The sequence below is a fragment of the Paenarthrobacter sp. NPDC057981 genome, from assembly GCF_042886835.1.
Classification (GTDB): Bacteria; Actinomycetota; Actinomycetes; order Actinomycetales; family Micrococcaceae; genus Arthrobacter.
On record NZ_JBHVQI010000028.1, the window covers coordinates 1 to 20,037 of the forward strand.

15 protein-coding genes and 1 pseudogene are annotated in these 20,037 nt (G+C 59.3%); 7 read left to right on the forward strand and 9 right to left on the reverse strand.

Annotation, left to right across the window (positions count from 1 at the left end; all coding sequences use genetic code 11):
* Nucleotides 1-73: 73 nt before the first annotated feature.
* The 5 genes from ACFVSI_RS18950 to ACFVSI_RS18970 form a co-directional block, all read right to left on the reverse strand.
* Nucleotides 74-1,693, reverse strand: coding sequence for a tannase/feruloyl esterase family alpha/beta hydrolase (locus ACFVSI_RS18950; protein WP_387827076.1), 1,620 nt, complete (start codon nucleotides 1,691-1,693; stop codon nucleotides 74-76).
* Between the two features lie 946 nt (nucleotides 1,694-2,639).
* Nucleotides 2,640-3,401, reverse strand: coding sequence for an SDR family NAD(P)-dependent oxidoreductase (locus ACFVSI_RS18955; RefSeq protein WP_387827078.1), 762 nt, complete (start codon nucleotides 3,399-3,401; stop codon nucleotides 2,640-2,642).
* Between the two features lie 4 nt (nucleotides 3,402-3,405).
* Nucleotides 3,406-3,894, reverse strand: coding sequence for a hypothetical protein (locus tag ACFVSI_RS18960; protein ID WP_387827080.1), 489 nt, complete (start codon nucleotides 3,892-3,894; stop codon nucleotides 3,406-3,408).
* An 85-nt stretch (nucleotides 3,895-3,979) separates the two neighbouring features.
* Nucleotides 3,980-4,147: a hypothetical protein gene (locus ACFVSI_RS18965; protein ID WP_387827083.1), complete on the reverse strand. Its 168-nt coding sequence runs from the start codon at nucleotides 4,145-4,147 to the stop codon at nucleotides 3,980-3,982.
* Complete coding sequence (locus ACFVSI_RS18970; RefSeq protein WP_387827086.1) at nucleotides 4,144-5,808, reverse strand: AMP-binding protein; 1,665 nt, start codon at nucleotides 5,806-5,808, stop codon at nucleotides 4,144-4,146. The genes ACFVSI_RS18965 and ACFVSI_RS18970 overlap by 4 nt, the downstream gene beginning before the upstream one ends.
* A gap of 408 nt (nucleotides 5,809-6,216) precedes the next feature.
* On the opposite strand from ACFVSI_RS18970, the gene ACFVSI_RS18975 reads away from it, so the two are divergent.
* Nucleotides 6,217-7,077: a LuxR C-terminal-related transcriptional regulator gene (locus ACFVSI_RS18975; protein ID WP_387827089.1), complete on the forward strand. Its 861-nt coding sequence runs from the start codon at nucleotides 6,217-6,219 to the stop codon at nucleotides 7,075-7,077.
* 322 nt (nucleotides 7,078-7,399) lie between these two features.
* Here the strand turns inward: ACFVSI_RS18975 and ACFVSI_RS18980 are convergent, their stop codons facing one another.
* Nucleotides 7,400-8,014 (reverse strand): TetR/AcrR family transcriptional regulator, encoded by a 615-nt coding sequence (locus ACFVSI_RS18980; protein WP_387827092.1) that lies wholly within the window; start codon nucleotides 8,012-8,014, stop codon nucleotides 7,400-7,402.
* Nucleotides 8,015-8,119: 105 nt separating this feature from the next.
* On the opposite strand from ACFVSI_RS18980, the gene ACFVSI_RS18985 reads away from it, so the two are divergent.
* The 6 genes from ACFVSI_RS18985 to ACFVSI_RS19010 all read left to right on the forward strand — a co-directional run bounded on the left by ACFVSI_RS18985 (nucleotide 8,120) and on the right by ACFVSI_RS19010 (nucleotide 15,681).
* Nucleotides 8,120-9,079 carry an alpha/beta hydrolase gene (locus ACFVSI_RS18985; RefSeq protein WP_387827094.1) on the forward strand — a complete coding sequence of 320 codons (960 nt, stop codon included), beginning with the start codon at nucleotides 8,120-8,122 and terminating at the stop codon, nucleotides 9,077-9,079.
* Nucleotides 9,080-9,378: 299 nt separating this feature from the next.
* Nucleotides 9,379-10,944, forward strand: coding sequence for an alpha/beta hydrolase domain-containing protein (locus ACFVSI_RS18990; protein ID WP_387827097.1), 1,566 nt, complete (start codon nucleotides 9,379-9,381; stop codon nucleotides 10,942-10,944).
* Nucleotides 10,945-10,948: 4 nt separating this feature from the next.
* On the forward strand, nucleotides 10,949-11,938 hold the full coding sequence (locus ACFVSI_RS18995) for a hypothetical protein (RefSeq protein WP_387827099.1): 990 nt from the start codon (nucleotides 10,949-10,951) through the stop codon (nucleotides 11,936-11,938).
* A gap of 500 nt (nucleotides 11,939-12,438) precedes the next feature.
* Nucleotides 12,439-13,464 carry a hypothetical protein gene (locus tag ACFVSI_RS19000; RefSeq protein ID WP_387827102.1) on the forward strand — a complete coding sequence of 342 codons (1,026 nt, stop codon included), beginning with the start codon at nucleotides 12,439-12,441 and terminating at the stop codon, nucleotides 13,462-13,464.
* Nucleotides 13,465-13,818: 354 nt separating this feature from the next.
* Nucleotides 13,819-14,718: an SMP-30/gluconolactonase/LRE family protein gene (locus ACFVSI_RS19005; protein ID WP_387827105.1), complete on the forward strand. Its 900-nt coding sequence runs from the start codon at nucleotides 13,819-13,821 to the stop codon at nucleotides 14,716-14,718.
* A 165-nt stretch (nucleotides 14,719-14,883) separates the two neighbouring features.
* A complete protein-coding gene (locus ACFVSI_RS19010; protein ID WP_387827108.1) occupies nucleotides 14,884-15,681 on the forward strand; it encodes an SDR family NAD(P)-dependent oxidoreductase in 798 nt (265 codons plus the stop codon).
* Between the two features lie 223 nt (nucleotides 15,682-15,904).
* Here ACFVSI_RS19010 and ACFVSI_RS19015 read toward each other — a convergent pair.
* The 3 genes and pseudogenes from ACFVSI_RS19015 to ACFVSI_RS19025 all read right to left on the reverse strand — a co-directional run.
* Nucleotides 15,905-16,412: pseudogene (locus ACFVSI_RS19015) on the reverse strand (putative PEP-binding protein); the annotation flags it as partial.
* Nucleotides 16,413-16,578: 166 nt separating this feature from the next.
* Nucleotides 16,579-17,580 (reverse strand): muconolactone Delta-isomerase family protein, encoded by a 1,002-nt coding sequence (locus tag ACFVSI_RS19020; RefSeq protein WP_387827111.1) that lies wholly within the window; start codon nucleotides 17,578-17,580, stop codon nucleotides 16,579-16,581.
* On the reverse strand, nucleotides 17,577-19,580 hold the full coding sequence (locus tag ACFVSI_RS19025) for a thiamine pyrophosphate-dependent enzyme (protein ID WP_387827113.1): 2,004 nt from the start codon (nucleotides 19,578-19,580) through the stop codon (nucleotides 17,577-17,579). Before ACFVSI_RS19025 ends, ACFVSI_RS19020 begins: the two co-directional genes overlap by 4 nt.
* Nucleotides 19,581-20,037: the final 457 nt, after the last annotated feature.

The following is a 20,037-nucleotide window of genomic DNA, read 5'->3' on the forward strand; positions in this document are numbered from 1 at the left end:
GTAATCGGGGGCTTCTTTACTCAGCGCGAGTTCCCCTGTGTCATTGTCCCCAAGAGCCGAATCGCTCTCGGCGTCACTGGCTGGCGATATCAACTTGAACGTGGCCAGGGACTTTTCGACCCGTTGGGTCGTACTCACGCACGGTGAAGGTCTCCATTAACTCTCCGTTGCCGGCAAATCGTCGCGCAACGAGGGATTCTGGGCCGATTGCATGCTCGACCCAGTTCATCAAGGCCGCCATGCCCGTTGCGAGGTCCGGTCCGACACCGTGGTAGGCAGCAGCACCGTGTCCGTCTCCAGGGAACAAGAAAAGCCGTGCGAACTGCCTGGTCTCCTCGCGGCCGCCGTTGCTTGCTGTGACTCGGTTGTAGTAGTGCTGGATCCCCTCGGGGAAGACGAGTTCGTCGTCGAGGCCCTGGGTGAAGAGGATCTTTCCGCCTTCAGTCGAAAACGGTTGGAGGTCGGGGTTGTCCATCGAGATATGTCCGAACTTCTCCTTTCCGATCTCAAATAGTCGTGCGAAATCGGCGCGGTCCAGAACGGTCCAGTCCCATTCAGGGTCCTGCAGGATCCATGTCTGAAACCAGGAAAGGGCGACAGGACTGATGATGGGGCGCAAACGGCCCTCCTCGTCGTACGCGGTTAGGCACGCGCCCATTCCGGCCCCGTTGTGGCCCCAGCTCTCGGCGCCGGGACGCAATCCATACCAGAGCCTCTCACCGCTCGGGCTGTGCGGCCCCTCCCAGATAAGCTGCATCACTTTCGCGTCTCGCGATGTGATCACGCCTGATTCGGTCATGGTGCCGACGACCCGCGAAGCCTCGAACTCGTGTGCTTCCTCGTGCGTGATGTATGTGCGGGAGCCGCCTTCTTGTTCATTGAAATCTGCGATCGCTGCACGCCGGAATGCCTCAAGCTTCGAGGGCGCGAGAGAGCCGAGCTCGTTCATAACGACCGCTGCCCAGCCCATGGAGGGGATGAAGCGTGTCCAGTTGATCGCGGGAGCATCAGACCAGATTCCGTCATAGTCCTGCGGGTGATACATCGCCTCCGCCAGTGCCTGGCGCCCGCCTCCCGAACAGCCCTGAAAATAGGAGAATCGAGGCTCCTGCCCGTAGAGGGCAGCGGTTACGGCCTTCCCGATGAGTGTCATCTGGTGGGTGCTGCGGTGCGCCCAATTCTCTATAAGCTCGGCGTCTAGTTCGCGCGTGGTGGGGTCTAGCTGCCAATCGCAGAACCGCGGATCCGCCCCGTAGCCTCCGTCGGTACTTGCAGTGGCGAATCCGTTACGCATCGCTGTGGCGATGGTTGATGATCGAAAGGACGGAAAGCCTAGTACTCCCACGGTGAGACGATTGCCGCCTCCACCGGTACCCATGAATCGACCGTTCCAGGCGAGTGGAACCCACACCCGCACCTCGGCGACCTGTCCCCCGTCCCCGTGCTGGTGAAGTACCACGTCACAAAAGTGAGGGAGATCCTCCACACGATGCGGCGGCATGCCAAAGACTGGGTCAGCTGGGACATCCAGATAGCTGTCTCGCCGGATTGCTACCGACTCGACCGTCACACCAGAGAGATGCGACAGAGCGGACGTCAGGAAATCCACGCTGCATCGGCTCTCATCCTGGAGGTGGTAAGCCAACTCCTCGTCGGGAACCCACCGATTTGCCACTATCCGTTCAAATGCCATCTCGCTCCTTTGCGTAGTTGCCGACCGGCACCGACTTCTGCGTTCGCCTGTGTCAGCGGTGCTGGCACGAGCCACGGTACCAAGGTCGAATGGCTGCCCATACCCTCCTGAGAGGGGGCGGGTGACTGCCTGTGCTCATCCCGTCGAGCAGGGTAAACGCACTCTTCGTTCCGAGCAGCTGCGTGGTTTCAGTTCACGAAGTCGGCGGTGGAATGTCGTGCACGTTGCCGTGGAGACGTTTGTATAGTGCCAGCGTACCTAGCCCAAAGTCGCCAGCTTGAGGTCCTCGAGTTCTTCCATCGCGTCCGCCCACGCCACTGTGGTAGCTGTCGCCACCGGTGATGATGAGAAGTTGTCGATATAGAGATGGAGGGGGACGACTTGAATATCGCGTCAGCTTCCCGGGGAGAGCTTCCGCACTAGTATTCTCGGGGACGCGGATAATTCACCACCCAGTCAAGGGGTCGCTTTTCGGCGAATGCGGCAGCACCTTCGGCGGCCTCCTTGCTCAAAACACTTGCCGCCCCGCTGCGCGGATACGTTCCCAAGCGTGCTGGCCCCAGCTGTCGTCGTGCACTGTTGGTGCGCGAGCCGTTTCGTGGTGCACACGCCGAGTGGAGCATTTTGGGCGATCTGCGTACCGATCAGGATGGCATCTTACAGCGAAGCCCCGGGTTCGCTGACTTCATTGATCAGTCCCCCAGGCCTTTGCCTCCTGAGCGGAGAAAAGCTGTGCCGGTGAGCAGCTTTTCCCCGCGCAGAATGCGCAGCCCGCGCCGGTGAGGATGATCACCCGTGTTCCAAGATGTTGCTCAGCGTGGGCAACCGCTTCGGCTATGCCGTTGCCAAATCATCGTCGATGGCGTTGAGCGCATCCGGACAGTTCAGTGTGATGACTTGGACGTAGCCCCCTGTTTGGTCAGGACGAGAGATTTGTCGTCAGCAATCACCGTGGTGCCATTCTGATCGCACCATCGAGACGAATGACCTCACCGTTGAGCATCGGATTCTCAACGATGTGCTGGACAAGCGCTGCGAATTCCGCGGGCCTCCCCAACCGACTAGGGTGCGGCACCTGAGCGCCGAGTGAGGACCGGACGTCCTCACTCATAGCCGTCGTCATCGGAGTTTCGAAGAAGCCTGGAGCGATTGCCACGACTCGGATGCGAGACTCTGCGAGTTCTCTTGCCGCAGGCAGGGTGAGCCCGGCAACCGCGGCCTTCGAGGAGGCGTAGGCGGTTTGGCCGATCTGTCCGTCGAAGGCTGCCACCGAAGCGGTGTTCACTATGACGCCCCGTTCCTCGCTGTCGATAGGCTTGCAATGTATCGCCTCGGCAGCCAGCCGCATCACGTTGACAGTGCCGAGGAGGTTGATTCCAACGACCCGTTCGAAGTCCTGCAGTGGGATCGGGCCGCTTCGGCCAATGAGCTTCTTGCCGATCACGACTCCGGCACAGTTCACGACTATACGGAGGTCTCCGAACGACTGGGCGACGTCGATGGCGGCGCGAATATCGCCCTCGCTGGTGACGTCGGCTGGTGCGAATCGTGCTCCTCCACCAAGAATGGCGGCAGCTTGGAGCCCGTCAGACTGTGAAAGATCGACGAGCACCACTTTCGCGCCCGCTGCCACAAACTGTGTTGCGGTCGCCAGTCCAAGCCCGGAGGCCCCGCCAGTGACCAGAGCGACCTTTCCTTCTATGTTCATAATTTCATAGCCTTTCGATGATGAGTGCGTTTGCCATCCCTTGGCCTTCACAGATCGTCTCGAGTCCGTATCGGCCGCCGGATTCTTCGAGTTGGCTGAGCAGGGTGGCCAGAAGTCGGGTTCCAGATGAACCAAGGGGCGATTGCCCCTCCTCGCTGGTTGAGCAGTGAGGGTAAGCGTTTGTCTCTCGCGTCCACGCGATTGGGACCGGGCGAACACCTGGTATGAGGACATGTCCTTTATCTCTAGGCCGGCGCGTGCCAACACGCATTGTGTGGCCGGTGTTTTGATCGAGGTCCCATCGCTGTGCGACGATCTCTGCTGAGATGCGTTGGCCGACGAGGCCGGCGGGGAACCGTTCAGCAATCGTCTGCCCAAAGGGATCGCGACCGAGAACGGCTTGGTTAATCGGAACCTTGCTCATCATCTCAACGCCGCCGGCGATTACGACGTCGTAAAGACCCGCCGCCACACCCGCTGCGGCGAAGCTCACAGCCTGGAGGCTGGAGCCGCGCTGCCTGTCGATTGTCGCACCGGGGGTCGTGACCGGAGTCCGGCCGCGAGGGCCGCATTGCGCGCTACATCAGGACATCCTCGACCAGCACAGGGTCGAAACCGTTGCGGGACACGAGCGCAGCTATTGTCTCTACCAGCAGCTCGACCGGGTGGAAGGTAGAGAGAGCTCCTCCAGTCTTACCCTTTCCTGAAACCGTTCGGACGATGTCGACGACGACGGGAACGCTCATCGGCCGCCGCCTCCAACCGTTGAAATTGACGAGGTCCCGAGATCGAACTCGGGCGAGCGTAAGATGAAACGCTGGACTTTGCCGCTCGGGGTCTTGGGAAGGTTTTCAATGAAGTGCACCCGGCGGGGGTATGCGTGCGCACCATACTGCTCTCGGACGAGTTGTTGCAACGCCGTAGCCAGCTGGTTCGTGCCCTGTCTGCCGGCCCGGAGAACGACAAACGCCTCAACGATTTCACCACGGATCGTGTCGGGACGGCCTACAACAACCGCCTCGACAACGTCAGGGTGCTGGGTGAGAATGCTCTCGATGTCGAACGGTCCGATCCTATAGCCGGCCGCGAGGATGACGTCGTCGTCTCGGGATGCGAAATAGAAACGCCCGTCCTCCTGGCGACCGATGTCGCCGGTGAAGTACCAGGCACCGTCTCCGGTAAAGCGTTCCCTGTTCTTCTCTGGGGCGTTGAGATAGCCGGTGAACCACATCAGCGGGCTGCGGTCGACCGATAGCGCGATTCGAGGTCCGACGGTTCCGGCGACATAGCCGGGCAGTCCCTGCCCCATCGAGCCGGGCCGCACTTCGGTCTGCAAGAGCGGATGCCACGAGTTGCAGATCACCATGCCCTGTTCGGTCTGCCCGAAGTGGTCACGGACCTCGCATCCCAGCGCTTCTGGTGCCCAGGAGCTGATGTCAGGGGTAAGTGGCTCACCGGCTGAGGAGGCCCTGCGAAGCGGTAAATCAAGACGCACACCGTTGGCTTTCAGGCTCCGGTAGACGGTTGGCGCGGCAGCGAAGTTGGTCACGCCGATGCGCCTTATTACTCGCTCGGTGAGTTCAGCGGAGAATCCCGCTCTCAGCAGGACATTCGGTCGACCGATCGCAAGCGGTCCAACGACACCGAAGAAAAGCCCATATGCCCAGCCAGGATCCGCGGCGTTCCACAGCACGTCGTCGTCACGGACATCGAGGCCATAGCGCATGTAGGAGATGAAGGCGCCGATGGCCCGCGCCGGAACGACGACGGCTTTCGGTATGCCGGTCGTACCCGATGTGTAGAGCTGAATGATCGGGCCGTCACCGCCGACCGAGACAGCGGGCTCGAAAACTGAGGGGCCGATAACTAGGGAGTCGAATTCCTCCCCGGCTTCCAGGACGTCGATGTCGAGTCCTTCCGTCTTCGCGCGCTGGGCCGGTTCGGTGATAATCAACTTCGCCCTCGCATCCCGGACCCGCATCTCCACAGCGGGGCCAGCGAAGGCAGTGAACAGCGGGACGTAGACCGCCCCGAGTCGCCAGATCGCCAGCATTGCCACAGGCAGTTCCAACCGTTTGCTAAGCAGCACCGCGACGCGATCCCCTGCGCCGATTCCACGGGCGCTGAGGGACGCTGCGAGGCGCCTCGAAGCGTATGCAAGCTCTCCGAAAGTAAGCGGGACCGCTTCCGTGTTGCCATCGACGAGGGTGAACGCAACACACTCAGCCGGATGTTCGTCGCAGAGCACAGCCGCCACGTTCAACGACGAATTGGTGAAGTCCTCTTGGAGTTTCTCGATGTCGGCGACGATTGATGGCACTCGCGTCCACGGCGCATCCGCCACGAGGGCGGCATCCGCATTAGAGACGGCGAGCGTATACGTGCTCGCGACTCGTTCTGTTTCCATTGCGATCTCTCCTTTGAGTTGGCGTCTCGGTCTGCCGTTTGAAAGCAGCCGATCGGGAGACAGGCTGCCACCATCAAGGGCTTGACTCTCCAGAATCCTGCCCTGACCAGGCCGGGGAGGATACCCGCCAATGAGGGGTCTGGAACTAGAGATGTTCCACGATGATTTCCGATGCAATTCGAAGGAGTGAGAGCGTGCGACGCTAGGCCTTCACCTAGCTTCCACAACGCTCGGCGTTTTCAACCCATCAGCCCAGCGCCACCCTCGTTGCCGGCACACAGAACTGATGAGTAAAGGGCTGTTTTCCTAGACGTCCATTGACATGCCTAGATACTGTATCCACACCGCCTAGGTCCAGTCGGAGGTCCGAAGACGCGCCTCCGACGTCACGTACAAGGAAGTACATTCATGACGCCCACTCAGTCTGGCGATTTTCGATTAGCAGCGCACGCACTCCATCAACCGATGAAACGTGCCCTCGAGCAGATCCGATCCGAGGCCGGGGTGTCGTTGGCTTTCGGTGGCCCTGTCAATGAGCGGGGGGCGGTCATCCTCTCATCCTTCGCCGGTCCAACTGTCGGCGCGTTGCCGGGTACCGAACTTGCCGCAGGAGAGGGACTCGGAGGCAAAGCCGCCGCGCTTCAACGAGGAATCACCCTCAACGACTACTTTGACGCGCAGGTCATCACCCACAGATACGACGCGATCATCCGGGCTGAAGGTCTAAAGTCACTCGTTGCCGTACCGGTGATCGTGCAGCGGCAGGTGGTCGCGATTATTTACGGGGCTTTTCGAAACAGTGAGGTAATCGGTGGCCGGATTGAGCGCGCCGTGGAGCTTGAGGCTCGTGCGTTGGAGCAGGCGATCGTGGTCCGAGAGTTCGCCGCGCCCGCAGTGACTGACGGGGCGCTGGAATCGACGCGTCTCCGTGAGCAACTTCGTGATGCCTGTCGCACGATCCGAACTGTTGCGGGTCGGACTTCAGAACCGGAGACTCGCGAGACACTGACACGCGTCGCGGAGCGGATGCTCACTGCCGAAGAGTCGGCACACGGATTTGTTGTGGCGCCCCTTTATTCGCTTACAACTAGAGAAAAGGACGTTCTGGGTCTCGCTGGCGCGGGTCTATCGAACCGCGCCATCGCTGACACGCTTGGCCTAACCGTGTACACGGTGAAAGGCTATATGAAATCAGCGATGGCCAAGGTTGGCGGTCGCACGCGGCTGGAGGCCGTGGTTACCGCACGCTCCAAGGGACTGATTCCCTAGGCATCAGCTCAGTTCGCGCTGCGGATGAACTAGTCTTCCTCTTGTCCATCAGGGTCGCGGATCCGAGTTGGCACTGCGATCAGTGCGTTGTGAGCCCTCCACGATGGTGATAAATAAGCGCAAGTCACCGGAAGTCTCTTGGCTCAGACGCCCGAGGACCCAAATCTGGGCGACTTCAGCTTGCGCAACTGGCGACCAGTTGGAGCGGTGCTGTGTGCAAGACGACGGACGCAGATCAGGAGTGGACAGATCTGCGATTCCGGAGGCACCTCGCCGTTCATTGCTTGCTTTGGGTCTTGAGGCCGGCTGTAAGGCTTGGTCCTTAGGTACATTCATCCGTCCCCGCAGCTCTGCGAAGTATCTCCACTATGGCTGGAATGCGTTCCGGGTTGGCGCGGGTTGTGCCGATGAACACAATCATCGCCCAGGCAATGTCAACTATCGGTTCGAGTGCCGCACCCGGTTGCACGTCTCCTTTAGCAATGCCCCGTCGCAGGTAGGACAGTAGGACTTGTCTGGCCGGCTCAGAATAGGCCACCAGGATTTCTTCGCCGAGCACAGCGTCCGTCGCAATAATTGCGGTGGTTGCACGCATCAACTCGCCGTAAGGCCCACTGATGCGTTCGGCCAGGATCCGCAGCCAACGCTCAATACCGTCCCACGTGCCATTCGCTTGCTCGTCTAGCTCGATCTGCGGTGAGGCTAGGAATCCGCTAAGCAGTGCGTCGGTAATCACCGCAGCTTTGTTCGGCCACCATCGATAGATGGTGGGCTTCCCAACACCTGCCTCGGCGGCCAGTCCCTCAAGTGTGATCCGGTCAAATCCCGTGTCGTAGAGCTGGCGGGCCGCTGTCTTCAGCACCGCCTCCCGCAGTTTGGGGTCGCGGGGACGACCGCGTCCCTTCGGCGATGTGGGGGCCCAGTCCGATGATTTCACTTTGCCAGACTAACAAGGCATCCACGATTCGAACTTTTATATATTCCGTTACGGAACGTAAACATATAAAATAATGCGATATTACCCACCGCACGAAGGAGTGCCATGTCTCAGGAATCAATCCTCATCGTCCCGCCACCCGCGCCAGCATTCCTTAGCGAAGTCGCAGCAACCAACGCAGCCCAATCGAGCGCGCCCCTACCCGTCTCATCACTTAACGGCATTAATGAGTGGGAACAGCACATAGACGAATTCAACGCAGTCATTCGAACCAGCATCATCGACAACCTCCACAGAGGGAACCACGACGTAACGACGGCTCGGCGCGAGATCAACGGTGTGCAGGCATTCGTAGTCACCCCCGACGGGGTGGATGAAAAAGGTCCTGTACTTTTCGAGGTACACGGCGGCGGCCTAGTCTACTGCGGCGGCGATATCACGCGAGCAATGTCGGAGGTGAAGGCCTCACATACAGGTTGGATTCATTGGGCCACTGACTATCGCATGCCGCCACGCTACCCATTCCCTGTTGCTCTTGACGACCTGGTCTCCACGTACCGTGCCTTGCTGGAAGAGCGAGAGCCCGAGCGAATCGTGGTAGGAGGCGAGTCGGCGGGTGGCAACCTGGCGGCGGCCTTAATGCTTCGTCTCAAACAAGAGGGACTTCCCCTGCCGGCGGGGCTACTGTTGTTGACTCCCGAAGTCGACCTTACGGAGTCGGGCGACACGTTTGCCACGCTCGCCCACGCAAGCCCGGGACTACAGAGTCTCATGAAGATCAACCTGCTGTACGCAGCTGGGCGCGATTTGTCCGACCCCCTGATCTCGCCGCTGTTCGGTAACCTTGAAGGCCTTCCCCCTACGTTGCTGATCGCGGGTACTCGCGATCTCTTCCTCTCCAACACCGTCCGAATGCATAGAGCGTTGCGGGAGGCGGAAGTAGCCGCCGATCTGCACATCTTCGATGCGCGACCGCACGCCGGGTATGGCAATGCACCGGAAGAAGAAGCGGTTCACCAGCTCATTCGGGACTTCCTGAATGAGCGGGTACCTGTGACCTTATAACCGCCGCCGCGTGCGTCGAGAGTTAGGCGCGACTTCGCGGTCGAAAACTGACAAGTGTTGATGGTGTCCTTAACGGCAACCGCGTCCACTGAAGGCACCGCGTGCACTTGCGGCCTTCGTTAAAGGCTACATCCTAGTTTGGTGCTCGGAACGAGTGCAAACCTCGGGTCCGCACCCGAGGTCTTGCGCATAGTTCAAATAGGACTCCATTCGACGTGGACGATCCGCGTCCTGGCTCTATTGAATGCCTGCTGATATTGCACGTCATGCTACCCTCGCATTCATAGTATGAAATCTACTTGCACAATGTTGTGGACGGTGATTTGACGATGGCTTTGACGCCGAATGGTTTAGATGCTCCAAGGCAGGGAATGATGGACTCATCGGCGGAGTTGGTAGCAGGTTCGGTGAACCCGATCTCGGCAGTTGCCTGGGAGCGACGCACCGCCACGCCTCCGCTGATCACCGCCCTGCCGGGCAATCCGGTGTTGCCGCTGGGTGAATTTGACTACGAAAAGCGCGACTATCAAGTCGACGAGTTTATCGTCTCAGGCGCGGCGACGTCGTTCACCTTGTGTAAGCCGGCCAGGGCGGACGGCCAGCTTGTGGCAGCCGCCAATGACAGCGCCAAGTACGTCACGCGATATGTGGTGGTACGCCCTAGTGCTTCTGAGTCCTTCAACGGCACGGTGTTCGTTGAATGGCTCAATGTAACCTCCGGGGCGGACGCCCCTGTTACTTGGATGGGCGCCCATCGAGAGATCCTGCGGAGTGGGTCTGCTTGGGTCGGGGTTTCAGCGCAGAAGGCTGGGATCGTCGGTGACGAGTCGGTACCAGGCATGGCCTTGCCGCTGACAAAAGTCGATTCTGGGCGTTACGGCAAGCTGTTGCATCCTGGTGACAGCTTCGCATTCGATATGTTTTCGCAGGCCGCCGAGGCGCTGAAGTCCGACGACCTGAGTAATCAGCTGCTCGGCGATCTGGTTGCACAGCGAGTGATTGGAGTTGGACAATCTCAGTCGGCTGTGTATCTCACGACGTACGTCAATGCCGTAGATCCACGGGCATGTGCTTACGACGGGTTTCTCGTCCACTCGCGCATGGGGCCGGGAGCGTCACTATCGGCGAATCAGCAAAGCGATGCACTGAAGTTCATGCCGAAGTACATGCCCTTTCGGGCGGACCTTAGAGTCCCGGTGCTATGCCTCGTGACGGAGACGGACCTTGTTGGTTCAACGCTCTCAGGCTACGCAGGGGCCCGACGGTCGGACACACCCACCTTGCGCGTATGGGAGGTGCCCGGAACGGCCCATGTCGATGGGTATCTTCTAAATGGAGCCCTTGTTGATAACGGCAAGGTGCCATATGAACAGTTCGCTCGGCTCTTCCGGCCTTCGACGACTGTGCCATCCATCGGTGTGGATTTAGCTAAACCCTACAACTCTGGCGAAGCACACCATTATGTGCTCCAGGCGGGCGTGCGAGCCATTGACTTGTGGTTGCGTACAGGCCAGGCTCCAGTGTCGACGCTTCCGATTAAATTGACCCACGATGGTGGGGAATTCACCTTCGACGCCGATGACATTGGCATCGCCAAAGGCGGGGTTCGCACCCCGTGGACGGACGTACCGACAACGCGGCTATCCGGCGTGGGCAACTCGGGCGGATTTATTGGCTCACTCGTTGGTGTAAGCGAGCTCTTGACGTCAGTCGAACTTGAGGCGCTATATCCAGGCGGTAAGGCGGACTACCTTATGCGGTTCACCGCGAGCACGCACACGGCGATCACTATGGGGCATCTCTTGGTCGAGGATCGCGCCGAAATTTTGGCTATTGCGGACATAAATTATCAAGGAGTCCCGTAACGAGATGCTTGAAATATCAGACGAAGCATTATCAGTCACCATCAACGTTGAGCGTGGGGGTGAGATCGTAGGACTTCGCCGGCAGGGCGAGGAAGTCAATGCCCTTGCGTATGAAAACTGGAGCAGCCCGCTTCCGGCAGGAGGCATGACGAACTACTACGACCCCACGCTGGACTGGCTGTCCGGGTACCGGGGCGGATGGCAGGAAACCCTTCCTAACGCAGGCGTAGCATCCGAGCTGGACGGAATGCCTCTGCCCATGCACGGAGAAGGCTCGGTTATTCCTTGGCGGATACTCGACGTGGATGGTAGCTATTGCGTGCTCGAAACGAACCTCCGACCAACACTTCGGGCAACCCGCAGGATGACGTTGAATGGAGGAGTGCTGCAGCTGGAGAGTGCAGTGACAAACACGGGCATTCTGCCGGTGCCCATGGTTTGGGGGCACCATCCGGCCTTTGCGGCCAATTCCGAAACTTTGCTGCATTTGCCGGAGACAAGTTATGTGGTCGAAGAGTCGATGAGCGACAGGATCGATTCGCAGAAGGGCACCTGGCCAGCGGCAACCGCCGATGGCTTGGAAGTAAACCTGTCCCAGTTTGGTTCGGACGCGGGCCAGAGGCTTGTGTACTGCAGTGGACACGCTGAAGGCTGGGCAGTTATCCAGCAGGGTGCCGGGTTGCCGCACGTTGCAATGTCTTGGGACGCTAACGCCTACCCTGCTATATGGGTTTGGCAGAATCGTGGGGAGCCTGGTTTTCCCTGGTTTGGCCGCCTTCAATGTCTGGGCGTCGAACCTCAGCGAGCGTGGCCCTTTGACGGGCTTGCCGGAGCGCGGTCGCGCGGACAGGAATTGGTTGTACAGCCTGGTGCAACGGAAAAGGCGTGGCTGACACTGGCACTCCCCCTCACGGTCCCGGCACGCGTTCGTGGCGTTAGTCGTGCTGGGCAGGTCTCAGGGGACGAAGCTGGAGGGTCCACGGAACCACCTTAGGCTCAGGGGAAATGAGTCGACCCCAACGCCCAGACGGCCCTTCGCGGCACACCAGTAGCGCGGTCCGATGGTCGTAGTCGCTGGTAGCACAACTATCATCATATGGAAAACCTTTCATAAAATGAAAAAAATCCGAAGAAACTGTTGCTTCGTTCCACCCACTCTGGGATGCTCCATAGTATGTCGTATGCCGTACCTGGTGGCTTCAAGGAAGAGGCCCTGACCCCGCCGGGGGCATTCTGCGAGTGGGCCGCAAGGCTGGGAACTGCTGTATCTCGGGTGTCTCCAAGACGGGGCCAGTCTCGGAGGACGGTACTGCTGGCTCGCCACGAGTCGACGTCACCAGCCCTGCTCACGACTCCCAGACCACTGTCGTGTGGTCTGCCAAACCAGCGCACTGGTCGGCACTCCCCCAAGCGCTCGTTGTTCGCGGTACCTGACGCAGTCAACTGCGTGCAGCATCCAAGCTTGAAAACACTCAGATTGAGAGGATCTAATAAATGTTCAAAATCCCTGTTGGCCAAGTTCGCGGCTTCTACTATGCCGGCTCTTGGGGAACGAGCGGCCTCGATCTCTGGCAACATCACGACCGTGATGCTATGGCCGTGGAGATCGCGCGCGGAAAAGAATACTTCCCGGGGTGGAACGTCGCACGTTGGTTCCTGTCCCATGAGGCCTACAAGAGGGATCCAGAGAAGTTCCTGGCCAACTTCGAAGCTGGCGTGGCGACTTTCGACCGGCATGGAATCCAGGTCCAGCCAACTCTCTTCAACCGTTGGAGGGACCCGATCTGTGATTTCGGCGGGGTGTCCCTCGAACACATCATTCCTGGAGTGGGCAACTGTCAGCCTGACTTCTTCACGTCCACGGAATGGGCGGATCCGGACCCGTACAGTGTCCAGCAGCTCTTTGGCGACTTCATCAACGCAGTCGTCGGCACCTACGCAACAGACGACCGAATTCACTCCTGGGACATCTGCAACGAGCCACTCATGATCGTTGCAGACCCTGAAAGCCCCCTCCGCCAAGCCGAATTGCGATGGCTTTCCTGGTGTGCAGACATGTGCCGGGCCGCCGGCGCCACCCAACCACTCACTATCGGGTGCAACCCCAACCTGAGCAACATGGAAGCAACAGAACCTTTCGTCGATTTCCTCACGTTCCACCCCTACTACATCCCGACACCCCGGCCCGGGCGGCCAGTAGTTCGTGTCGGCACAAGAGAAGGCTTCGAAGGTTTCCTCGACGAAGCAGTTGAACTCGCCCAGCGAACCGGAAAGGATCTGCTGGCAAACGAAACTGTCTGGGGAGCCACCGAGGATGCTGAACATGTTGAAATCATGCGTTACACACTCGGTGAGCTCACCAAACGAGGTCTCGGCTTCCTCTGCGTGGGTCTTCACCATAGTCTGACCGCCGATCTGCACTCCTCCGAATACGGACCGGTCGGGTGGCCGGGACGGCTCGAATTCATCAACGCGGATGGCTCTCTGCGAAAGGGCCACGAGGCGTTCAACGAGTTCTAATGAGCCATTCACCTGTATCAGTTCCAGCCCCGGGCAAACTGCCTGAGCACGTGAGCGCTAATCGTTTGACGCGCTTGCCTGCACTCTTGAAGGTCCCATGTTCCAGCCGGTACAGGACGTCGGCGTGGGCAACCCACTTTCGCCGGATTGCGGCCACAAACCTGAAGCGCTGGTCGCAAGTCCGGCGATACGGTGCAAGTATCGCCTGCGTTACTCGCACCATTCCGCAAGATCATATGAGGAGTTCAGCAATGACCAATGCCTGGCTTGCAGGGAGTCATGAAAGTGCCGGCGCACCAGCGTACAAGCGGGCAGGAAACACAACCTCACCCGGGCCGAAAGAAGGCGACGTCCATGCGTGATGTCAAGAGTTGGCATGTACGCCAGGTGACCGCTCCTGTCGCCGACCACGGCGAAGGACCTGTTTGGGACGAAGAACGTGGACGGCTGCTTTGGGTCGACATGCTCGCAGGTGACCTATTGGATACAAATCCTTTGACCGGCGAAACTGTGCGTCACCAGGGCCCTGAAGACGTAGCCGCGATCCTTTGCCGAGATGAGAAAGAGTGGCTGCTCACGGGAAGACATCACATCTGGCGAGGCGATCTGGACAACTGGGACAAGTGTGCCAGCCTGCCCCTTTCCCGTGACGAACGAGCCAATGAGGGAGGGTGTTCAGAAAAGGGAGAACTCTACATTGGAACCATGCGTGAAGACGAGGCTACTGGAACAGGAGCCATTTACCGCTATGACGGTCAAACGGTGACAGCCTCCCTGGCCGGCACGACCATCAGCAATGGTGTGGCTTTCACTGCCGGCGGCTGTTGGTTCATAGATTCGCCGACGCGGAGCATTCGCTGGTACAAGATCTCTGAGGACGGTCGATGGGAAGCGTCCGAAAAGGCTTTTTCTACAGAAGAGTTCCCTGGCATCCCCGACGGCATGTGCCGCGACTCCGAGGGCGGATTTTGGGTTGCCATGTACGGGGGCGGATCAGTTATCCGCTTCACCGCCTCCGGTGAACCTGATGCAGTCATCAAAATTCCCGCAGAGTGCCCGACATCGTGCTGTTTCGGTGGAGACGGTGGCGCCGAGCTGTTTGTGACCACCTCCCGCTATAAGCGCGATCAAAGCCTAGACCCGCAGGCAGGATCTCTCTTCGCTGTGACAACTGGTTTCCAAGGAGCGAAACGTCATGCTTTCGCTCCCGTGGAATTCGCCCAGGAGATACCATCTGCGGATCATTCGCTGTAACCCACATCTCGTTTAGCAACTCGGGACCGACGGAGTGGAAGGAAAAGGCAGGTCTTCTCGATTCCAGTATCGGTAGAGTCGCCGAAGCCCTTCAACACAAGGAATCAAGATTGGCCTGTACCCCGGCCACGACTTGGGGCTACCAAACAAAGATTAGGAGAAGTTTTGACGGATTTCATTGAGCCCGTTGCATACGACGCTGTTCAACGGTTTGATCTTCGCGATCGCGTCGCGCTGGTCACCGGCGGAGCTCACGGACTTGGGCTGGCTATTGTTACGGCCTTTCTGGGCGCTGGCGCTAAAGTCGGGGTCTTAGACTTGGACGGCGAGGCTCTCGAAGCTCGAATGCCTGAAATGGCAGCCCGCGGAAAAGTGGTGGCCCGCGCAGTCGACACACGTGATGACGACGCTGTGCGTGCCGCGATTGACGACATCGCTCGGGAACTAGGTGGCATCGACATCCTTGTCAACGATGCAGCAACCTTCCCCAGCGCACCTCTGGCAGAAACCGACTCAAAAACGCTGACCGCTGCCTTGGACGTCAACGTCGTGGGTTACTTGCGGACAGTGACGGCCGCGTTGCCATACCTTCGAGCCAGCGGTCGCGGCCGCATCATCAATTTCGGCTCGGTTACCTTCTTCCTCGGCCACCCAGACGGACTCGGAGCCTACATTGCAACCAAGGGAGCAGTCACAGGACTCACAAGGGCCCTCGCCCGAGAGGTTGGAGTGGACGGCATTACAGCCAACATCCTGGCACCTGGCGCCTTCCCGACCAGAGCGGAATACGGCCTTTATGAAGACCAAGCAGCCTTCGACCGGCAGGTCATTGAAGTACAGTCAGTGAAAAGGCGCGGCGATGTCAGCGACATTGCATCCGCAGCCCTATTCCTTGCCAGCGACGCGGCCTCTTTCATCACTGGGCAAACTCTCCTCGTTGATGGAGGATGGACGTTCAACTAACCGATCCACACGGGACCGGTTCGGACGCGCAGCTGCGAACGGCCCAACCCCGCCTAGCGGCGCGGTTGGGCCATTCGCTTTCGCTGGCCTCGAAAATTCCTAAAACCAGATACGCTGCCCATTTTCTCCCGCGGCATGACCACGTCAATTGACCGCCGGGCGTCGTCAGTTTTGATGGAACGATCCGTAACCTTAGAAAACCCGGGACTATCTGCCGGACAGGTTAGTGCTCATAAGCCAGGATCTCGGGCTGCACGTGCTGGATCGTAAGAACGCTACGGGGCAGGAGTGCCGTCGGTCCCCACAGCGACACAGCAGTGTTAGAGACACCACTAAGGCTGCCGGTGCCAGGCAGGCGCAGCCAGGTTTCCGTCACAGCGTCCGGGTTCAGTGAGATGGAGCTGATCCCATGCGCCAGGAGCCCTGCGGCGAAGTCCGGGGGTTGCTGGGGTCTTGGCCGCAGATGCCGACGTAGCGGCCCTTGCGCGGCATGCGGTGATGGCCATTTCCAGCAGCTTGGTCACGGCAGGGTTGCGCTCATCGAAGCCCTCGGCAACCAGTGCCGAGTCACGGTCCAGGCCCAGGGTGAGCTGGGTGAGGTCGTTGGAACCGTTCGAGAACCCGTCAAAGTACTCCAGGAACTCATCAGCGAGGAGCGCGTTCGCGGGGAGTTCGCACATCATGACGATCTCCAGACCGCTCTTACCCCGGCGCAGACCGTTATTAGAGATTGCCGCTGCGATCTCTGGTCAGCGTACTTCCAGTCAACTGCCCGTTTCCTTAGCCGTGATCGCTTGCGGCGGCGTGATTCCACAACTTGCAGGCATTCATTAGACACAGTCCGGTCGTGTATTTCAGTGGGCCACTCTCCCACCGAATAGGGGCAAGCGGCGCAGTCTAATCAGAAGCAGGCAGATGGGAGACTTTGGCGGCGAGTGACGACAGGAAAGCGCTGGCGATCATTGGCGACGCCGAAGCAGCCCTGGCGCTGAGGACCAAACGGGTCAGCGTGCGTATCTGTATCCCTTCGCCACCAGTGGGCAGGTTTTTGACTACAGGAGTTCGCAGGAGCGGCCCCACATCAAGCTGGATTGGCACGTCACACGCTCCGGCTACATACCCACCGATCCCCAACGAACCTGAGTCGGTGATGTTGACAACAGACGCAGTGGTGTCGGACGTTGAAAGCGGATCGGCGACTATACTCCCAATTTGGAATTGCTGGCCTTTACCGCGGACCAAGCGTAGGCCTGTCTCACCAGGTGCCGTCCAACCAAGGAGTGCGGGCCACTCCTCTAGAGTCGATAACGTAAGTGAAGATATGGAATCCCTGATTGATTCCTGTGCAGACTCAACGGATCCCTTAGCGAAGCTCGTCACGTCAGCATCGACCCAAATGGTGAAGTCGTGACGATCCCTCTCTTGAGTGCCGGCGTCCTCGGGCAGGGGTCGCCTTTGGACATTCAGCCCAGGAAGTGGGGCCAATTCATGTTGGGGGTGTCGGGCAACACGCGCTGGCCGCGGTCGGCCTCGGAGTTTGAGTTCAGCTAGAGGTGAAAGGACGTGGAGACTTCCACCTTGATCCGCTCGGTCCAGAGGTGACGGAGTTCCGCCGCCCGGGCTGCTTGGGTGGGACTCCAAGGACTTCACTTGGACGGACATGTACGGCCGAAGGGGAAGGCTGTTGATAAGTTCCAGAAGGGCAGGTTCGCTCGGCGCCTTCCATACTCCCACGTTCGCCCAACGCCCTGACACCCTCCATAACGACACGATGCAGCCCAGATTGATGAGTTCACGGGCCCGTTCGGCCTCTGCCGACCGCAAAGCCTGGACAACAGCCGTCTCGAGATCACCCGTATCGATCTCAATTTCGACTAGGAACTCGGACGATTCGCTCATCGCCCGACCACGCGCCTGACCCCATCCACAATGTGGTCGGCCGAGGGAAGTACACTGGCTTGGAGCGCTGGAGCCGAAGGCATCCTGATGTCCGGAGTGCCCACTCGAACTACCGGATTAGCCAACTGATCAAAATGGCGCTCTGTGATTCGGGCGGACACTTCGGCGCCGAATCCGCCATTGGTAAACGCTTCGTGGGCGATGACGATCCGACCGCCACTTGCAGCAACCACTTTTGCAATAGCGGCCTCGTCCAAGGGACGCAGCCACCGCAGGTCAAGGACAGCCACATCAAGGCCCTCTGCTGCAAGCCGATCAGCAGCTGCAATGGACTCGGAGACCATCGAACCCCACGTTATGATTGCCGCGTCTTTGCCGGTGCGGCGCTCTGTTGCGCCGCCGACGATTTCTGAGACTCCCTCCAACCGCACCGGACCTGAGTCCTGGTACATCGAACGGTGTTCGATCAGTACAACTGGATCCGGATCTTCGATGGCCGCAAGCGTCATCGCATATGCGTCTTGCGGCGTTGCGGGCATGCCAACCTTAATACCAGGGATGTGGGCGAGGATAGCCTCAATACTCTGCGAATGCTGGGCGCAGGAGCCCGGCGTGACACCTTGTTGCATTCTGATCACAAGGGGGGCATGCAGTTTGGAACGGTTGATGTACCGCACGTTGGAGGCTTGGTTGATGATCTGGTCCAAAGCGACAAATACGAAGTCAGCCCACATGATTTCAACGACAGGGCGCATTCCGCCTATTGCTGCTCCGACTGCCGACCCGAGGATGGCTGCCTCCGCAATTGGAGTATCGAAAACCCTGGCTTCGCCGAATTCCTTCTGCAGACCGCGTGTGACGCCGAAAATACCGCCTGCATAACCGACATCTTCACCGTAGACCAGAACCTCCTCACGCCGACGAAGAGAGTCCTTCAGCGCCTCGTTGATCGCCCTGAAGAAGGGAATCTCCTTGATTTCACCTTCCTCGTGTACGGTTGGCTGTGAAAGCTCCTGAGCATAAAGGTGCTCGAAAACGCCCTCGGTGGTGGGTGCCGGCAACTGCCGCACCCGATCCGCAAGAGCGCCGATTTCCTCACTGACTTCGGACTCGACCCGACGAACAAAGTTCTCACTCAGGTCTTCAAGTTCACGGAAGCGCAGCAACGGGTCGGCGACGCTGGCCGCTTCGATATCTTCAGCTGGGCGGTAATGCTGAATGTCCTTGTTGTAGTGACCGGACAGACGCGTCGTTTTGAACTCAAGAAGGACGGGTCCATCACCGGAACGGCACACGGCGGCTGCCTCGCCAATTGCGGCGGCGACTGCCACGGGATCGCCGCCGTCAACAACGTGGCTCTCAATGCCCAATCCCTGGCCCCGTCGGGCGAGGTGCTCTCCCCGAGTAGTGGCCGAGATAGGAGTCATCTCGGACCAGCCGTTGTTTTCGCATACGAAGATGACCGGTAGACGTCGAGCGGCTGCGAACACCATGGCCTCTGTTGTTGCACCTTGATTCATTGCACCGTCTCCGAGAGACACAAGGACGATATTGCCGCTTTCGCTGGCTAGCTCGGACATCGCGACGCCTGCGGCGTGGGGAAGGCCGGCGCCAATGATGGAATTCTCACCGAGGAAGTTCACCTCCGGAGCGCTGAGCATCGGAGATCCGGCCCGCCCGCCGTTAGTCCCATCAGCGCGTTGGGCGATCTCAGCCATGAGCGCGAGAGGATCCGCGCCGCAGGCGAGTGCCCAACCGTGCCCGCGGTAGGTTCCCAAAACCTTGTCGCCTGGTTGAAGGGCCGAAAGCGCACCGACCGGGATCGCTTCCTGGCCAAGGCACAAGTGCACAGACCCTGCGACGTGTCCTTCGCGTCCAAGTTCGAGCACTTGCTCCTCGAACTTCCGAATAAATACCATGCGGCGGTACATTTCGGCAGGGCTCTGTGCCTCCCGTACTCCGTCAAGTGCGAGTGCGGCCGTGCTTGTTGAATTGGTCATGGTTACTCCAGTTTTCGGTGACATCAGGCGGCCGCTTCTCGGGTCGGCTTCCACCGCGAGAAGAGCACCTCGCTCTCAAAGCTAAATTATATGAAAAACTATTCATATAGTACAAGCACGGAGCTTGTAGATGGGATGGCGTTGGTTTCAGACACTGCCAAGTTCGTGGCGTACGGGTTGCTACTTCCGGGTGGTTCAGATTCGTCAGTGCATACCGATATTTCCGATGCCAAAGTAGACAGGTTCACCACGACGTCGGCCACCATGCCCGGTAGAGGACTGTGTTCTGCTGGCGCTCCGCCAACTGGAACGGCAATTGCGCTCTGTCGGAGAAGGTTCCTGGTCCAAAAGAGTGCTGGCCTTCCTGGCCAACCACTGAGCAGCGCTCCCATAAGAAGTGGACCAAGCCACCAGGTTTCGTGACCTGTTTAATATCCGACGGAGTAGCGGGAACAGC